Origin of the sequence: Nocardioides sp., from assembly GCF_024509035.1 — a bacterium.
Classification (GTDB): domain Bacteria; phylum Actinomycetota; class Actinomycetes; order Propionibacteriales; family Nocardioidaceae; genus Nocardioides.
Genome location: NZ_JANINT010000019.1, coordinates 51464 through 65684 on the forward strand (window position 1 = coordinate 51464; position 14221 = coordinate 65684).

The following is a 14221-nucleotide window of genomic DNA, read 5'->3' on the forward strand; positions in this document are numbered from 1 at the left end:
CACCTACGAGGGCGACCAGCTCGGCCAGGGCAAGGAGAACGCCCGCACCTTCCTGCGCGACAACCCCGACCTGGCCAACGAGCTGGAGAAGAAGATCCTCGAGAAGCTCGGGGTCGGCCCGACGGTCGACCAGGACGTCACCGAGCTGCCCGCGGAGCCGATCGGTGTCGGCGACTTCTGATCGGTGATCTCGAGGCTCGGATGACTCTCGACGACGACAGGCCACCCCCCGACTGGCTGGGCGACGTCTCGGCCGGGGTCGACGCGTGGACCAAGCGCGCGCCGGCCCCGCCCGAGGACGTCGCGGTCCAGGTGCCCGAGGCCGACGCCGAGACGGTGGCGCGCAAGATCCTGCTCGACCAGCTCACCGGTCAGGCGCGCAGCCGCAAGGAGCTCAGCGACAAGCTGGCCAAGCGCAACGTGCCCGAGGAGATCGCCACCCGGCTCCTCGACCGTTTCGAGGAGGTGGGCCTGATCGACGACGGCGCCTTCGCACGCTTGTGGGTGCAGTCGCGCGGGGCCACCGGTGGGCGTGCTCTCGCCCGCCGGGCGCTCGCCCAGGAGCTGCGGCGCAAGGGCGTCGCCGACGAGGTGGCCCGCGAGGCGCTCGACGAGATCGACGCGGGCGACGAGGAGGAGGCGGCCCGGGCGCTGGTGCGCAAGAAGCTGCGCTCGCTGGCCTCGGTCGACGACACCGTGGCGACACGGCGGCTGGTCGGGATGCTGGCACGCAAGGGCTACGGCTCGGGTCTTGCGTTCGCCGTGGTGCGCGACGAGCTGGACCGTCGCGAGCGATGAGCCGGTCGCGGACCTGACGGAGGAGCGGCCCCACGGATCGGCCGGCCGACTGGCAGAATCGCGTCGTGGCCAGTGAGCGCGAGGTCCTGACGTACGAGCTGTTCGGCACCGCGGTGCGCGACCTGGCGCAGCAGGTGGTCGACTCCGGCTACGAGCCCGACCTGGTGCTCTCGATCGCCCGTGGCGGACTCGGTCTGGGCATGGGTCTGGGCTACGCCCTCGACGTGAAGAACCTCTCCGCGGTCAACGTCGAGTTCTACACCGGCGTCGACGAGCGTCTCGAGATGCCGGTGATGCTGCCGCCCACGCCGGCTGCGGTCGACCTGGCCGGACTCAAGGTGCTGATCGCCGACGACGTCGCCGACACGGGCAAGACGCTGGAGATCGTGCGCGACTTCTGCGCCGACCACGTGGCCGAGGCGCGGATGGCGGTGATCTACGAGAAGCCCTGGACGGTGGTGCACCCCGACTACGTGTGGCAGCACACCGAGGCGTGGATCGACTTTCCCTGGTCCGCCCAGCCGCCGCTGGTGCAGCGCGACCGGAGCCATGGATGACCGGACACCGGGTCGTCGTGCACGACCGCGGTCGCGACCTCTCGGGCGTGGTCCACGACGGTGAGTCGTGGGCGGCGGCAGCGCGTCGCACCGCCGCGAGCCTGCACGTGGACCCCGTGCCGGTCGACCTCTCCGGCGAGGTGAAGCAGTTCGCCGTCGACCACGACAACCGCGTGGCCGTGCGGGCGATGACCCGCGGGGACCTGCCGGACGTCACCCGGTGGCGGCAGAGCGACCACATCCGCCGGTGGTGGGCGTCGGAGGGCGAGCCGACCGTCGAGCGGATCGAGGCGCGCTACGGTCCTTGCATCGACGGGATGGAGCCGACCCGGATGTGGGTGGTCGAGATCAACGGTCGCTCGGTGGGCTTCGTGCAGGACTACCGGATCGGGGACTACCCCGAGTACGCCGTGCTCGGCCCGGACCCCGCGGCGATCGGCGTCGACTACGCCCTGTGTGAGGAGTGGAGCGGGCGCGGCTTCGGCCCGCGGGTGCTCTGGGCGTGGATGGCTCGCGCCCGACGGCGCTTCCCCGAGGCGACGACGTACTTCGCCGCCCCGGACCACCGCAACACCGCCTCGCTGCGGATGCTGGCCAAGGCCGGCTTCACCGAGGGCCTGTGGTTCGACGAGCCCCAGGAGGACGGGACGGTCGACACCGTCGTGGGGTGCAGCCTCGACGTGCGCCGGGTGCTCGGCTGATGCTGGCATGATGCTCCGATGAGCGCCCACGCACAGGTGATCCCGCCCGGCCCCGTCGACCTGACGGCGCTGCCGACCGACCGGACGGCGGGCGTCAAGGACAGCAAGAAGGCCGGCAAGAAGGCGCTGGTCGGCCTCGGGCCGGAGCTCTCCGACCTCCAGGAACGACTCTTCGCGCGCGGCCGCCGCGGTTCGTCGCGCCGGCTGCTGCTGGTGCTCCAGGGGATGGACACCTCGGGCAAGGGCGGCATCCTGCGTCACACCGTCGGCCTGGTCGACCCGCAGGGGGTGCGGATCACCTCGTTCAAGGCTCCGACCGAGGAGGAGCGGGCCCACGACTTCCTCTGGCGGATCCGCCGGGCTCTGCCGGGACCGGGCATCATCGGGGTCTTCGACCGCTCGCACTACGAGGACGTGCTGGTCCCTCGGGTCCACGCCACCGTCGAGCCCGAGGAGATCGAGCGCCGCTACGACGTCATCAACGAGTTCGAGCAGGGCCTCGTCGACAGCGGCACGATCGTCCTCAAGTGCCTGCTCCACATCTCACCGGCCGAGCAGAAGAAGCGGCTCCTGGCGCGGCTGGACCAGCCGACCAAGCACTGGAAGTACAACCCGCACGACGTCGACGAGCGAGCTCGGTGGACCGACTACCGCCGCGCCTACGAGATCGCCATCGAGCGCACCAACACCGAGGCCGCACCGTGGCGCCTGGTCCCCAGCGACCACAAGTGGTACCGCAACCTCGCGATCGGCGAGCTGCTGCTCGCCACGCTGCGCGACCTCGACCTGGACTGGCCGGTGGCGGACTTCGACGTCGACGCCGAACGGGCCAGGCTGACCGGCGAGGAGCCGATCGCCTGACCCGTTCGTCAGCGTGCTGGGTGACTCAGTCTCAGGGGCTCAGTAGGAGTAGGTGTAGAACTTCCCGGTCTGGGACTTGGCGAACGCCTTGCTCGAACCGATCTCCAGCTTCCAGTAGTACTTGCCCTTGCGCGGTGCAGGCAGCGGCGTGGTGAAACGGCCCTTGCTGTTCGTGCGGACCGTCTTGAACTTCTTCCACTTCTTGCCCTGCTGCTTGAAGATCTTCACGGCTCCGCGGAACTTCGGGCTGACCTTGACCGCCAGCATCACCTTCCGGGTGCCGACGTTCTTGTACTCGATCTTGCGCTGGATCTTGGCGGCCACGGCGTCCGAGGACGGCGCGTAGTCGCCGCTGCCGCTGTAGACGACGCGGTACGTCGCGTTGCCGGCGGCCTTGACCGACTCGTAGATGTAGGCGCTCGTCGAGGTGGCGACGGTGGTCCAGCTCGACTGACCGGCCAGCTGGCGCTGGACGGTGAGCGAGCCGTCGAAGACCTGGTCGCCGGTGTCGGTCACGACGTTGATCGAGAGCGAGAGCGTGTCGCCGTAGACGGGGACACCCGGCTGGCTGCGGTAGCTGGAGGCCTTGATCCACGCCCCGCCGTCGGAGCCGACGATGTGGGTGGCGGTGGCAGCGGCGGCGGGCGCGGTCGTGGCGACAACGGCCAGCGCGGGCCCGGCCAGGGCGGCGGTGGTGACGGCGGCGAGGAGGCGGCGGATGCGCATCGAGGTCCTGTCGTTCGAAGTGAGTGGGGTGGTCGCCGAGCCGACCAGCCCCCGATTACCCCGGCTGAGCGTCCGATAAACGAGAAGTGCGAGAAAGCTGCGGCCGGGGATCGGCCACCCCGGCTGACGACTCGTCGTGCCCTAGGGTGAGCCGGTGATCTCGACGGTGTCCGTGACCCGCTACGTCACCCCGCTCCGGGAGGGCGGCAGCCTGCCCGGCATCGTCGAGGGGGACGACCTCGGCACCTACGTGTGCAAGTTCCGCGGGGCCGGCCAGGGGGTGCGGGTGCTGGTCGCCGAGGTGATCGTCGGCGAGCTGGCCCGGCGCATCGGCCTACGGACCCCGCAGCTGGTCGCGCTGGAGCTGGACCCGGAGATCGCCCGGTACGAGGCGGACGAGGAGGTCCAGGACCTGCTCAACGCCAGCCCGGGTCTCAACCTGGGGGTCGACTTCCTGCCCGGCGCGTTCGGCTTCGACGCCGAGGTCGCCACCGACGCCGGCGTGGCCGGCAAGGTGCTGTGGCTCGACGCGTTCTGCGCCAACGTCGACCGCTCGTGGCGCAACCCGAACCTGCTGGTGTGGCACGGGGACGTGTGGGTCATCGACCACGGTGCCTCGCTGTACTTCCACCATGGGTGGCCAGGCGGGTCGCTGCTCAAGGACGGGGCCGCCGACCGGTTCGCGGCCCAGCCCTGGGACGCGGGCGACCACGTGCTGCTCGCCCACGCCGGCGAGCTCCCCGCGGCCGACGAGGAGGTCCGGGCCGTGCTCTCCGGCGAGGTGTTCGCGGAGGTGCTGGGCGAGGTGCCGGACGTCTGGCTCGAGGCGGTGCCGGGCGCGGAGACACCCGACGCGCTGCGCTCGGCGTACGTCGAGTTCCTGCTCGCCCGGCTCGCGAGTCGGCAGTGGCTGCCCCAGGTGGTGGCCCGATGAGTAGCCCCGTGGGTGAGCAGGCCGTGACGAAGCTGGCCTACCAGTACGTCGTGCTGCGCTGCGTGCCCCGCGTCGATCGCGAGGAGTTCGTCAACGTCGGCGTGGTCGTCTACTGCCAGGCCACCGACTTCCTCGAGGTCGCGTGGCAGGTCGACCGTGAGCGCCTGCGCGCGTTCGACCCTCGGCTCGACCTCGACCAGGTCTGCGAGGCCCTGGAGTTCGCAGCCGCCGTCTGCGCCGGCGACGAGCGCGCCGGGGCCGCGGCGGCCAAGCCGATCGGACAGCGGTTCGGCTTCCTCAAGGCGCCACGCAGCACGGTGATCCAGCCCGGCCCGGTCCACGGTGGGCTCACCCAGGATCCGGCCCGCCAGCTCGAGCGGCTCCTCGAGACCCTGGTGGGTTGACCCGCCCGAAAGTTTCGGGCGGGTCAACCTCTCAGACGGGGACGAGCTCGACGGCGCCGACCGCGTAGCGGGCCAGGATCGTGCGAGCCACCTCGGGGTGCGCGCCGAGCGGCTCGGAGACCGCGATCGCGCCGGCCTCGAGGGCCAGCTCGGCCGCGCGGTCGGGCAGGAAGCCCGGGGCCAGGAACAGCGACGCGACGGCGATGTGCCGGCGCCCCTCGGCGCGGAACGCGCGCACCGCCTCACCGGTCGCCGGGGGAGAGGCCGAGGCGAACGCCGCGGTCACGGGCAGCTTGTGGCGTGCGCCCCACACGCGAGCCAGCCGCGCGACCGCCTGGTTGGCGAGCGGGTCGCTGGAGCCCGCGGCAGCCAGCACGAGCGCATCGAGCTCACGCACCCGGTGGGCGCGCAGCGCCTCGCGCATGCGCACGTCGAGAACCTCGAGGAACTGGGTCTCGAGACCGAGCACCGAGGTCGCGCGGATCTGGAGACCCGGGTGCCGCGCCGTGGCGTCCGCGATCGCGCTGGGGACGTCGACCTTGGCGTGGTAGGCCTCGGTGAGCAGCAGCGGTACGACGACGATCTCGTCGAAGCCCGCCTTGACGAGCCGGTCGACCACCGTCGCGAACGACGGTCGGGACAGCTCCAGGAACGCCTGCTCGATGCGCAGGTCGGGCCGCATCGCCCGGACCTCGTCGACCAGGGCCTTGATCGTTGCTGCGGACCTCGGGTCACGGCTGCCGTGAGCGAGGGCCACCAGTGCAGGAGCAGCCATCACGCCGCCTCCTTACGTGTGCGTGCTGTTGGTGCAGGGTCGTACTTCTCGGTGCGAGCACGGCCGGCCACGCTGCCGGACGTGCGGGACTGCGGGGTCACGTGTGGATCCCGCACTCGGTCTTGGCGGTGCCGGCCCACCGGCCGCTGCGCGCGTCCTCGCCGGGAGCCACGCGCCGCGTGCAGGGCCAGCAGCCGATGGAGGGGTAGCCGTCGTAGACGAGCGGGTTCACGAGCACCCCGTGGTCGGCGATGTAGCGCTCGACCTGCTCGTCGGTCCACCGAGCGAGCGGCGAGACCTTGACCTTGCCCTTCTTGGCGTCCCAGCCGATCACGGGCGCGATCACCCGGTGCTTGGTCTCCGCGCGGCGCAGCCCCGTCGCCCAGGCGTCGTAGTCGTCGAGCGAGGTGGCCAGGGGCTCGACCTTGCGCAGCTTGCAGCACAGGTCGGGGTCGGTCTTGTAGAGGTCCTTGCCGTGAGCCGCGTCCTGCTCCTCGACCGACTGCACGGGCGTGATCGTGAGCAGGTTGACCGGCAGGGTGGCCTGCACCGCGTCGCGAGTGCCGATGGTCTCCGCGAAGTGGTAGCCGGTGTCGAGGAACACGACGTCGACGCCGGGCGCGACGGTCGACGCCAGGTGGGCGAGCACGGCGTCCCCCATGGAGGAGGTCACGCAGAACCGCTCACCGAAGGTCGCGACGGCCCACTCGACGATGTGCTCGGCCGGGGCGAGCTCGAGCTCGGCGCCCCAGTGCGACACCAGCTCGCGCAGCTCCTCGGGGGATCGTCCGGCGGTCTCGGTGCCGCGGTACCTGCGGGCCGAGGCCGTGGTCGCGGCGCTCATGACACCGCTCCACCCGGGCGCAGGAGCCCGATCAGCTTCAGGCTGAAGGCCCGCATGCAGGAGCGGCACTCCCAGCTGCCGTGCGGAGAGCTGACCTCCCCGGACTCGGAGACCACCTCGTGGGGACGGAGGTCCTCCTCGCCGCAGAAGGGGCAGTGGAACGGAACCGCGCGCTCGCTCACGATGCCGCCCCCTCGAGCCCTGCTCCCTCGAGCACCCGGTCACCGCGGACCAGCTCCTCGTCGGCGCGCAGCACCCACGTCGTGAACGTCTCGCCCTCGGCACGGTCGGCGAGGAAGTTGGTGACCACGGCCGTCACGTAGTCGTCGAGCCCGGCGCTGGTGACCTTGTGCGCGCGCAGCTTGCGGCCGAAGTTCGCCTGCACGCCGGTCGCGCCGCCCAGGTGGACCTGGAAGCCCTCGACCTGCTCGCCCTCGTGCATGACGAGCTGACCCTTGAGGCCGATGTCGGCCAGCTGGGTGCGCGCGCAGGCGTTGGGGCAGCCGTTGACGTTGACCGTGATCGGGGTGTCGAGCTCGGGGAAGCGCTTCTCCAGCTCGGCCACCAGGTCGCGCGCACGGTTCTTGGTGTCGACGATCGCGAGCTTGCAGAACTCGATGCCCGTGCACGCCATCGTGTTGCGGCGCCAGTGCGACGGGCGCGCGGAGAGACCGATGAGATCGAGGCGGTCGAGGAGCTCGTCGACCACCGCCGGCTCGACACCGATGAGCACGATCTTCTGGTACGGCGTCAGCCGGGCACCCGCGACGCCGTACTCCTCCATGAGGTCTGCCAGCTGCACCAGCAGGGTGCCGGAGACCCGGCCGGCCGTCGGCGCGATGCCGACGTACTTCTTGCCGTCCTTCTGGTCGTGCACGCCGATGTGGTCGCGGTGGCCGACCGGCGACTCGGGCGAGGGGTTCGAGACCAGGGCGCGCCCGAGGTACTCGTGCTCCATCACCTCGCGGAACTTCTCCACGCCCCAGTCGGCGACGAGGAACTTCAGCCGGGCCCGCGAGCGCAGCCGGCGGTAGCCGTAGTCGCGGAAGATGGAGGCGACCGCCTCCCAGGCGTCGGGGACCTCGTCGAGCGGGATCCAGACGCCGAGCTTCTGGGCCAGCATCGGGTTGGTGGACAGCCCACCACCGACCCAGAGGTCGAAGCCCGGGCCGTGCTCGGGGTGGACGGTGCCGACGAACGCCACATCGTTGACCTCGGGCGCGACGTCGTGGGACGGGTGCCCGGTCAGCGCGGTCTTGAACTTGCGCGGGAAGTTCGAGAAGTCCGGGTTGCCGATGTAGCGCCGCTCGATCTCGGCGAGCGCGGAGGTGCCGTCGATGATCTCGTCGACGGCGACGCCGGCGACCGGCGAGCCCAAGAACGGCCGGGGCGAGTCGCCACAGGCCTCGATGCTGTGCAGCCCGGAGGCGTCGAGGCGCTCCCAGATCGCGGGCACGTCCTCGATGCGGATCCAGTGGTACTGGATGTTCTCGCGGTCGGTGACGTCCGCGGTGTCGCGGGCGAAGTCCACGCCGATGGTGCCGAGAGCCCGCACGGTGGCGGGGGAGAGGAGCTTGCCGTCCGAGCGCACCCGCAGCATGAAGTAGCGATCGTCGAGCTCCTCCTCGCCGAGGATCGCGGTCTTGCCGCCGTCGATCCCGGGCTTGCGCTGGGTGTAGAGCCCCATCCAGCGGAACCGGCCGCGCAGGTCGGCGGGGTCGATCGAGTCGAAGCCGCGCTTGGAGTAGGTGTAGAGGATCCGGTCCCGCACGTTGAGCGGGTTGTCGTCCTTCTTGGACTGCTCGTTCTTGTTCAGCGGCTCGGTGTAGCCGAAGGCCCACTGGCCCTCACCCCGCTTGGGGCGCGGGACCTCGGTGCGGGCCGGAGGCTTGGCGGTGTAGCGCAGGTCGGTCATGACGGAGCATTCCTTGCACGGATGGCGGGCGACGCTCGAACCGGGGCGAGCCACGTCATCGGGGCCCTCGGCCGGTGAGGTCAGCTGCGCCGGGTTGCTGGCGGGCGGCTGATCAGGAATGCCAACACATCATGCTGCGCGTACGCCCGAGGTCCACGTGGCGTCGGACCACGAGGTACGTGTGCGTCGCAGCGGAGACCATGTCAAGGAGTCTCAGGGGGCGGACACCCGTTCCACAAGGTGAAATCTCATGATGTGGACGAGTGGTCCACGATGTGGAACGGTCCGCGCGGTGATCCCGCCGTGGGACGGCCCCGGTGCGTTCCACGTCACACCGCGACGGCCACTAGTCTTCGCTGTATGACGACGGATGCCCGCCTCAGCTCCCTGACCAGCAGCGCGTACCAGCAGGCTCTCGAGGTCATCGCCTCGGTCGAGCCGCGGATCGCCGAGGCCACCCGGCAGGAGCTCGTCGACCAGCGCGGATCGCTCAAGCTGATCGCGAGCGAGAACTACGCATCGCCGGCCGTGCTGCTCACGATGGGCACCTGGTTCAGCGACAAGTACGCCGAGGGCACCGTCGGACACCGGTTCTACGCCGGCTGCCAGAACGTCGACACCGTGGAGGCGCTGGCGGCCGAGCACGCGCGCGAGCTGTTCGGCGCGCCGTACGCCTACGCGCAGCCGCACTCGGGCATCGACGCCAACCTCGTGGCCTACTGGTCGATCCTCGCCCACCGCGTCGAGTCGCCCGCCCTGCAGCGCCTCGGCGCCAAGAACGTCAACGAGCTCACCGAGGCCGACTGGGAGTCGCTGCGGGGCGAGCTCGGCAACCAGCGCCTGCTGGGCATGTCGCTCGACGCCGGCGGCCACCTGACGCACGGGTTCCGGCCCAACATCAGCGGCAAGATGTTCCACCAGCAGCAGTACGGCACCGACCCGGAGACCGGGCTGCTCGACTACGACGTCGTGCGGGCCAAGGCCAAGGAGTTCAAGCCGCTCGTGCTCGTCGCCGGCTACTCCGCCTATCCGCGCCGGGTGAACTTCGCCACGATGCGCGAGATCGCCGACGAGGTCGGCGCGACCCTGATGGTCGACATGGCCCACTTCGCGGGCCTCGTGGCCGGCAAGGTCTTCACCGGCGACGAGGACCCGGTGCCGCACGCCCACGTCGTCACCACCACGACCCACAAGTCGCTGCGTGGGCCGCGTGGCGGTCTGGTGCTCGCCCAGGAGGACTACGCCCCCGAGGTCGACCGCGGCTGCCCGATGGTGCTCGGCGGCCCGCTCTCGCACGTGATGGCGGCCAAGGCCGTGGCGCTGGCCGAGGCGCGCCAGCCGGAGTTCCGGACCTACGCCCAGCAGGTCGCCGACAACGCCAAGTCGCTCGCCGACGGGTTCCTGTCCCGCGGTGCGCGCCTGGTCACCGGCGGCACCGACAACCACATCGTGCTGCTCGACGTCTCCGGCTTCGGGCTGACCGGTCGCCAGGCCGAGTCCGCCCTGCTCGAGGCGGGCGTCGTCACCAACCGCAACTCGGTCCCGCAGGACCCCAACGGTGCCTGGTACACCTCCGGCATCCGCCTCGGCACCCCGGCTCTGACCACGCGCGGCTTCGGCCACGACGAGTTCGACCGGGTCGCGGAGCTGATGGTGCACGTCCTGCAGAACACCCAGCCGGGCACCACCAAGGACGGCAAGGCCTCCAAGGCGTCGTACGTCCTCGGCGACGGGGTGGCCGACAAGGTCCGCGCAGCCTCGGCCGAGATGCTCGACAAGCACCCGCTCTACCCCGGGCTCGACCTGGCGTGAGCCTCGATGCGGTGAACCGAGGCTGAGCCCCCGGGCGACGGGAGCGCGGCGCCGGCCGCTACACGGTCGGCGTCGCGCGGCCGACGATCGCCCTCAGGTCGCCGCCCTCGAGGGTGCCGAAGACCCCGTCGTACGACGTCCCGAAGCGCGACGCGCAGAAGACGTCGGCGACCTCGGGCGGCGCGAAGCGCACGAGCAGGGCGCCCTGCAGGCACATCGCCATCCGCGAGGCCAGGCGCCGCGCGTTGACCTCCATGGCGCCCGGCTCGCCCATGAGGGTGCCGAGCAGGGCGAGCGTCTGCTCGATGGCCTGGTCGAGCCGGTGGTCGCCCCCGCGGGCACGACCGACCTCGGTGATCCAGGCATCGAGCACCTCGGGCTCGCGCCCCAGGGCGCGCAGCACGTCGAGCGCGTTGACGTTGCCGGAGCCCTCCCAGACGGAGTTGAGCGGGGCCTCGCGGTAGAGCAGGGGCAGCCCCGACTCCTCGACGTAGCCGTTGCCACCGAGGCACTCCAGCGCCTCGGCGACGAGGAACGGGGTGCGCTTGCAGACCCAGAACTTCGCCAGCGGCAGGGCGATGCGGCGCAGCGCCGCCTCGTGCGGGTCGTCGACGGCGTCGACCGCTGCGGCCAGCCGCATCGCGATCGCGGTGGCCGCCTCGGTCTCGACCGCCAGGTCCGCCAGGACGTTCTGCATCAGCGGCTTGTCGGCGAGCCGCGCGCCGAACGCCGAGCGGTGGGCGGCGTGCCAGGTGGCCTCGTTGACCGCGCGGCGCATCAGCGAGGTCGAGCCGAGCACGCAGTCCAGACGCGTCGCCGCGACCATCTCGATGATCGTGCGCACGCCGCGGCCCTCGTCGCCGAGTCGCTGGGCCACGGTGCCGTCGAGCTCCAGCTCGGAGGAGGCGTTGGAGCGGTTGCCGAGCTTGTCCTTGAGGCGCACGACGTCGAGCTGGTTGCGGGCCCCGTCGGGCAGCACGCGCGGCACCACGAAGCACGTGAGGCCGCCCGGCGCCTGGGCGAGCACCAGGAAGACGTCGTTCATCGGGGCCGAGGTGAACCACTTGTGGCCGTGCAGGGTGTACTCCCCGTCGACCGAGGTCGGGCGCGCGAGCGTCACGTTGGTGCGGACGTCGGAGCCCCCCTGCTTCTCGGTCATGCCCATGCCGGCCAGCGCGCCACGCTTGGCCGAAGCCAGCCGCACGCCGGGGTCGTAAGCGGTGGAGGCGAGCAGCGGCGTCCACTCCTTGGCGAGGGCATCGTCGGCCCGGAGCGCGGGCACGGCGGCGTACGTCATCGAGATCGGGCAGCCGTGGCCAGGCTCGGTGTGCGACCAGGCCATGAAGCCGGCGGCGCGGCGCACGTGGGCGTACGGCGACCCCGCCTCCTGGAGCTCCCAGGGGGCGGCGGCGAGGCCGTGCCCGACCGCGCGGCTCATCAGCCAGTGCCAGGACGGGTGGAACTCGACCTCGTCGATGCGGTGACCGTGCCGGTCGTAGGGCTTGAGCCGCGGGTGGAACTCGTTGGCGAGCAGGCCGTGCTCGCGGGCCTCGGCGGTGCCGGCCTCGGCGCCGAGGGTCGCGAGGTCGTCGACGACCTCGGCTGACGCGTGGCGGGTGACGGCCTCGACGAGGGCCAGGTCGCCCGTGACCACGTTGTGACCCACCAGCGGCGGCGCCTGGTTGGTGGCTACCCGGATGTCGGAACGCATGGGCCTACGGTAGTTCCATGTCCGGGGCGGAGGGTGCGCAGAGCCGCGACGCCCAGGACCGGGCCGCCCGCCCCTCGGCGATCGCGGTGCGAGCGCGCCAGGTGCGCGAGCTCGTGTGGCGCCTGGTCGTCACGACGGTGGCGTCCTGCCTGAAGTACCGCGTGACCGGTCTGGCGGCGGAGGCCGCCTTCTTCGCCGTCGTCTCGGTGCCGCCGCTGATCTTCGCGCTCGCGGGTGCGATCGGCTTCGTCACCGACCAGTTCAGCGCGGCCCAGGTCGCCGACGTCCAGCAGGCGGTCATCGACCTCGCTCGTCGGGCACTGACCGACGGTGCCGTCGACCGGATCATCGTCAAGACCATCGAGGACGTCCAGGAGGGCGGCCGGTTCGACATCATCTCGGTCGGGTTCGTGCTGGCGCTCTGGTCGGGCTCGCGGGCCCTGAACGTGTTCGTGGACACCATCACGATCATGCACGGGCTCGGCGGCAGCCGCGGGATCGTCAAGACCCGGGCGCTCTCCTTCCTGCTCTACATCCTGGCGCTGGTCACCGGCGTCGTGTCGATCCCGCTGGTCGTCGCCGGGCCGGACCTCGTGGCGAAGTGGCTGCCCAACCGGGCGGACGTCCTGATGGCGTTCTACTGGCCGATCGTCATCGTGGTCTGCATCTGCTTCCTCGCGACGCTCTACCACGTCTCGGTGCCGGTGCGGACGCACTGGACGTTCAACTTGCCGGGCGCGACGTTCTCGCTGTTCTGCTGGATCTTCGGGTCCTACCTGCTGCGCTTCTTCCTGACCGTCACCGCGACGGACTCCAGGTCGATCTACGGACCGCTGGCAGCACCGATCGCCGTGCTGCTGTGGCTCTACCTCGTCTCGATCGCGGTGCTGATCGGAGCGGCTGTCAACGCGGCCTTCGACGAGGTCTTCCCGCAGAAGGCGACGACGCGGGCCCGACTCGAGCTCGTCCAGCGGCTACGCCGTATCAGCACGCGCACCGACAGCGACTAGATTCACCCCCGTGGCAGAGGACTCCAGCGACATCACGGTGGGCCGGGCGCGGGGGAAGCTCTCGCTGCCGGACCAGGTGCGCTCGCCCTGGTGGGAGCTGGGTCGCCGGTTGCTGCTCGCGATCGCGATCCTCGTCGGCACGGTGCTGCTGGTCTACCTCGACCGTGACAACTACCGCGACGCGAACGACCCCACCGGCGCCGTCGACCTGATCGACTCGATCTACTACACGACGGTCACGCTCAGCACGACCGGGTACGGCGACATCGCACCGGTCGCGCCCCATGCCCGCATGATCAACGCGTTCGTCGTCACCCCGCTCCGCATCGCCTTCCTGGTGCTGCTGATCGGGACCACCCTGGAGGTGCTCGCCTCCCAGGGCCGCGAGCTGTTCCGCATCGCCCGCTGGAGGAAGCACATGACATCCCACGTCGTCGTGGTCGGCTACGGCACCAAGGGCCGGGCCGCGGTCGACACCCTGGTCAACAACGGCCAGGACCGCGAGTCGATCGTGGTCGTCGACCCGGGCGCGGAGGCGCTGCAGGAGGCGCACGCCGACGGGTTGGCCGTCGTCACCGGCGACGCGACCCGCCAGGACGTCCTGCGACGCGCCGGCGTGGAGGATGCCAGCCAGGTGATCATCACGACCAACCGCGACGACTCCAACGTGCTCGCGACGCTCACCGTGCGTCAGCTCAACCCCGAGGTCTGGATCGTCGCCGCCGTGCGCGAGCAGGAGAACGTCGCGCTCATGCGGCAGTCGGGTGCCAACTCGGTCATCACCTCCTCCGACGCGGTCGGCCGGTTGCTGGGGCTCTCCTCGCTCTCCCCGACGCTCGGCTCGGTGATGGAGGACCTCCTCACGTACGGCGAGGGCCTCGAGGTGGCCGAGCGCGACCTCATGGTCAGCGAGGTCGGTCGACAGCCGCAGAGCCTGCCCGACCAGGTGATCGCGGTGGTCCGCGACGAGAAGGTCTACCGCTACTTCGACCCGGTGGTCACCCAGCTCGCCCGCGGCGACCGGCTGATCGTCGTACGCCCGGCCAAGGAGCTGCCCTGGGCCCCGCGCCCGGGCACCCACAACGAGGACCTCGCGACCGACGAGGACTGAGCTTCCCGCGACGCGGTTCGGGCCCGATCGGGCCCGCCTCCACACATCCGGGCCCGGGGAGG

General features: G+C 71.1%; 15 protein-coding genes and 1 pseudogene. 10 read left to right on the forward strand and 6 right to left on the reverse strand.

The window, feature by feature from the left end; translation table 11 throughout:
* The 5 genes and pseudogenes from Q0L15_RS02195 to Q0L15_RS02215 form a co-directional block, all read left to right on the forward strand.
* Positions 1-181, forward strand: a pseudogene (locus Q0L15_RS02195) (DNA recombination/repair protein RecA); the annotation flags it as partial.
* 20 nt (positions 182-201) lie between these two features.
* Positions 202-798 carry a regulatory protein RecX gene (locus tag Q0L15_RS02200; protein WP_296601933.1) on the forward strand — a complete coding sequence of 199 codons (597 nt, stop codon included), beginning with the start codon at positions 202-204 and terminating at the stop codon, positions 796-798.
* 65 nt (positions 799-863) lie between these two features.
* Complete coding sequence (locus Q0L15_RS02205) at positions 864-1355, forward strand: phosphoribosyltransferase (protein WP_296601935.1); 492 nt, start codon at positions 864-866, stop codon at positions 1353-1355.
* Positions 1352-2056 (forward strand): GNAT family N-acetyltransferase, encoded by a 705-nt coding sequence (locus tag Q0L15_RS02210; protein WP_296601936.1) that lies wholly within the window; start codon positions 1352-1354, stop codon positions 2054-2056. The genes Q0L15_RS02205 and Q0L15_RS02210 overlap by 4 nt, the downstream gene beginning before the upstream one ends.
* An 18-nt stretch (positions 2057-2074) precedes the next feature.
* Positions 2075-2917 carry a PPK2 family polyphosphate kinase gene (locus Q0L15_RS02215; RefSeq protein ID WP_296601937.1) on the forward strand — a complete coding sequence of 281 codons (843 nt, stop codon included), beginning with the start codon at positions 2075-2077 and terminating at the stop codon, positions 2915-2917.
* A gap of 39 nt (positions 2918-2956) precedes the next feature.
* On the opposite strand, the gene Q0L15_RS02220 is transcribed toward Q0L15_RS02215, so the two are convergent.
* On the reverse strand, positions 2957-3643 hold the full coding sequence (locus tag Q0L15_RS02220; protein ID WP_296601938.1) for a hypothetical protein: 687 nt from the start codon (positions 3641-3643) through the stop codon (positions 2957-2959).
* A 154-nt stretch (positions 3644-3797) separates the two neighbouring features.
* Here Q0L15_RS02220 and Q0L15_RS02225 point away from each other — a divergent pair, with 154 nt between their 5' ends.
* Positions 3798-4577: a HipA family kinase gene (locus Q0L15_RS02225; protein ID WP_296601939.1), complete on the forward strand. Its 780-nt coding sequence runs from the start codon at positions 3798-3800 to the stop codon at positions 4575-4577.
* Complete coding sequence (locus Q0L15_RS02230) at positions 4574-4981, forward strand: DUF3037 domain-containing protein (RefSeq protein WP_296601941.1); 408 nt, start codon at positions 4574-4576, stop codon at positions 4979-4981. The genes Q0L15_RS02225 and Q0L15_RS02230 overlap by 4 nt, the downstream gene beginning before the upstream one ends.
* Before the next feature lie 31 nt (positions 4982-5012).
* Here the strand turns inward: Q0L15_RS02230 and Q0L15_RS02235 are convergent, their stop codons facing one another.
* The 4 genes from Q0L15_RS02235 to Q0L15_RS02250 form a co-directional block, all read right to left on the reverse strand.
* Entirely contained in the window at positions 5013-5756 is a 744-nt protein-coding gene (locus Q0L15_RS02235) for a sirohydrochlorin chelatase (RefSeq protein WP_296601942.1), read from the reverse strand.
* 97 nt (positions 5757-5853) lie between these two features.
* A complete protein-coding gene (locus tag Q0L15_RS02240) occupies positions 5854-6600 on the reverse strand; it encodes a phosphoadenylyl-sulfate reductase (RefSeq protein ID WP_296601944.1) in 747 nt (248 codons plus the stop codon).
* Positions 6597-6782, reverse strand: a complete 186-nt coding sequence (locus Q0L15_RS02245; protein ID WP_296601945.1) for a hypothetical protein — start codon at positions 6780-6782, stop codon at positions 6597-6599. Before Q0L15_RS02245 ends, Q0L15_RS02240 begins: the two co-directional genes overlap by 4 nt.
* On the reverse strand, positions 6779-8515 hold the full coding sequence (locus Q0L15_RS02250; protein ID WP_296601947.1) for a nitrite/sulfite reductase: 1737 nt from the start codon (positions 8513-8515) through the stop codon (positions 6779-6781). Before Q0L15_RS02250 ends, Q0L15_RS02245 begins: the two co-directional genes overlap by 4 nt.
* A 360-nt stretch (positions 8516-8875) precedes the next feature.
* Here Q0L15_RS02250 and Q0L15_RS02255 point away from each other — a divergent pair, with 360 nt between their 5' ends.
* Positions 8876-10327, forward strand: coding sequence for a glycine hydroxymethyltransferase (locus Q0L15_RS02255; RefSeq protein ID WP_296601948.1), 1452 nt, complete (start codon positions 8876-8878; stop codon positions 10325-10327).
* A 58-nt stretch (positions 10328-10385) separates the two neighbouring features.
* On the opposite strand, the gene Q0L15_RS02260 is transcribed toward Q0L15_RS02255, so the two are convergent.
* Positions 10386-12038, reverse strand: a complete 1653-nt coding sequence (locus Q0L15_RS02260) for an acyl-CoA dehydrogenase family protein (RefSeq protein WP_296601950.1) — start codon at positions 12036-12038, stop codon at positions 10386-10388.
* A gap of 17 nt (positions 12039-12055) precedes the next feature.
* Here Q0L15_RS02260 and Q0L15_RS02265 point away from each other — a divergent pair, with 17 nt between their 5' ends.
* Positions 12056-13048, forward strand: a complete 993-nt coding sequence (locus Q0L15_RS02265; protein WP_296601951.1) for a YihY/virulence factor BrkB family protein — start codon at positions 12056-12058, stop codon at positions 13046-13048.
* A gap of 10 nt (positions 13049-13058) precedes the next feature.
* Positions 13059-14159 carry a TrkA family potassium uptake protein gene (locus Q0L15_RS02270; RefSeq protein ID WP_296601953.1) on the forward strand — a complete coding sequence of 367 codons (1101 nt, stop codon included), beginning with the start codon at positions 13059-13061 and terminating at the stop codon, positions 14157-14159.
* Positions 14160-14221 lie beyond the last annotated feature (62 nt).

Bases quoted from the DNA above. Each gene is read 5' to 3' on its own strand.
- Q0L15_RS02255 (WP_296601948.1), top strand. From the start codon at position 8,876: ATGACGACGGATGCCCGCCTCAGCTCCCTGACCAGCAGCGCGTACCAG.
- Q0L15_RS02210 (WP_296601936.1), top strand. From the start codon at position 1,352: ATGACCGGACACCGGGTCGTCGTGCACGACCGCGGTCGCGACCTCTCG.
- Q0L15_RS02200 (WP_296601933.1), top strand. From the start codon at position 202: ATGACTCTCGACGACGACAGGCCACCCCCCGACTGGCTGGGCGACGTC.
- Q0L15_RS02265 (WP_296601951.1), top strand. From the start codon at position 12,056: ATGTCCGGGGCGGAGGGTGCGCAGAGCCGCGACGCCCAGGACCGGGCC.
- Q0L15_RS02240 (WP_296601944.1), bottom strand. From the start codon at position 6,600: ATGAGCGCCGCGACCACGGCCTCGGCCCGCAGGTACCGCGGCACCGAG.
- Q0L15_RS02250 (WP_296601947.1), bottom strand. From the start codon at position 8,515: ATGACCGACCTGCGCTACACCGCCAAGCCTCCGGCCCGCACCGAGGTC.
- Q0L15_RS02260 (WP_296601950.1), bottom strand. From the start codon at position 12,038: ATGCGTTCCGACATCCGGGTAGCCACCAACCAGGCGCCGCCGCTGGTG.
- Q0L15_RS02235 (WP_296601942.1), bottom strand. From the start codon at position 5,756: ATGGCTGCTCCTGCACTGGTGGCCCTCGCTCACGGCAGCCGTGACCCG.
- Q0L15_RS02230 (WP_296601941.1), top strand. From the start codon at position 4,574: ATGAGTAGCCCCGTGGGTGAGCAGGCCGTGACGAAGCTGGCCTACCAG.
- Q0L15_RS02215 (WP_296601937.1), top strand. From the start codon at position 2,075: ATGAGCGCCCACGCACAGGTGATCCCGCCCGGCCCCGTCGACCTGACG.
- Q0L15_RS02220 (WP_296601938.1), bottom strand. From the start codon at position 3,643: ATGCGCATCCGCCGCCTCCTCGCCGCCGTCACCACCGCCGCCCTGGCC.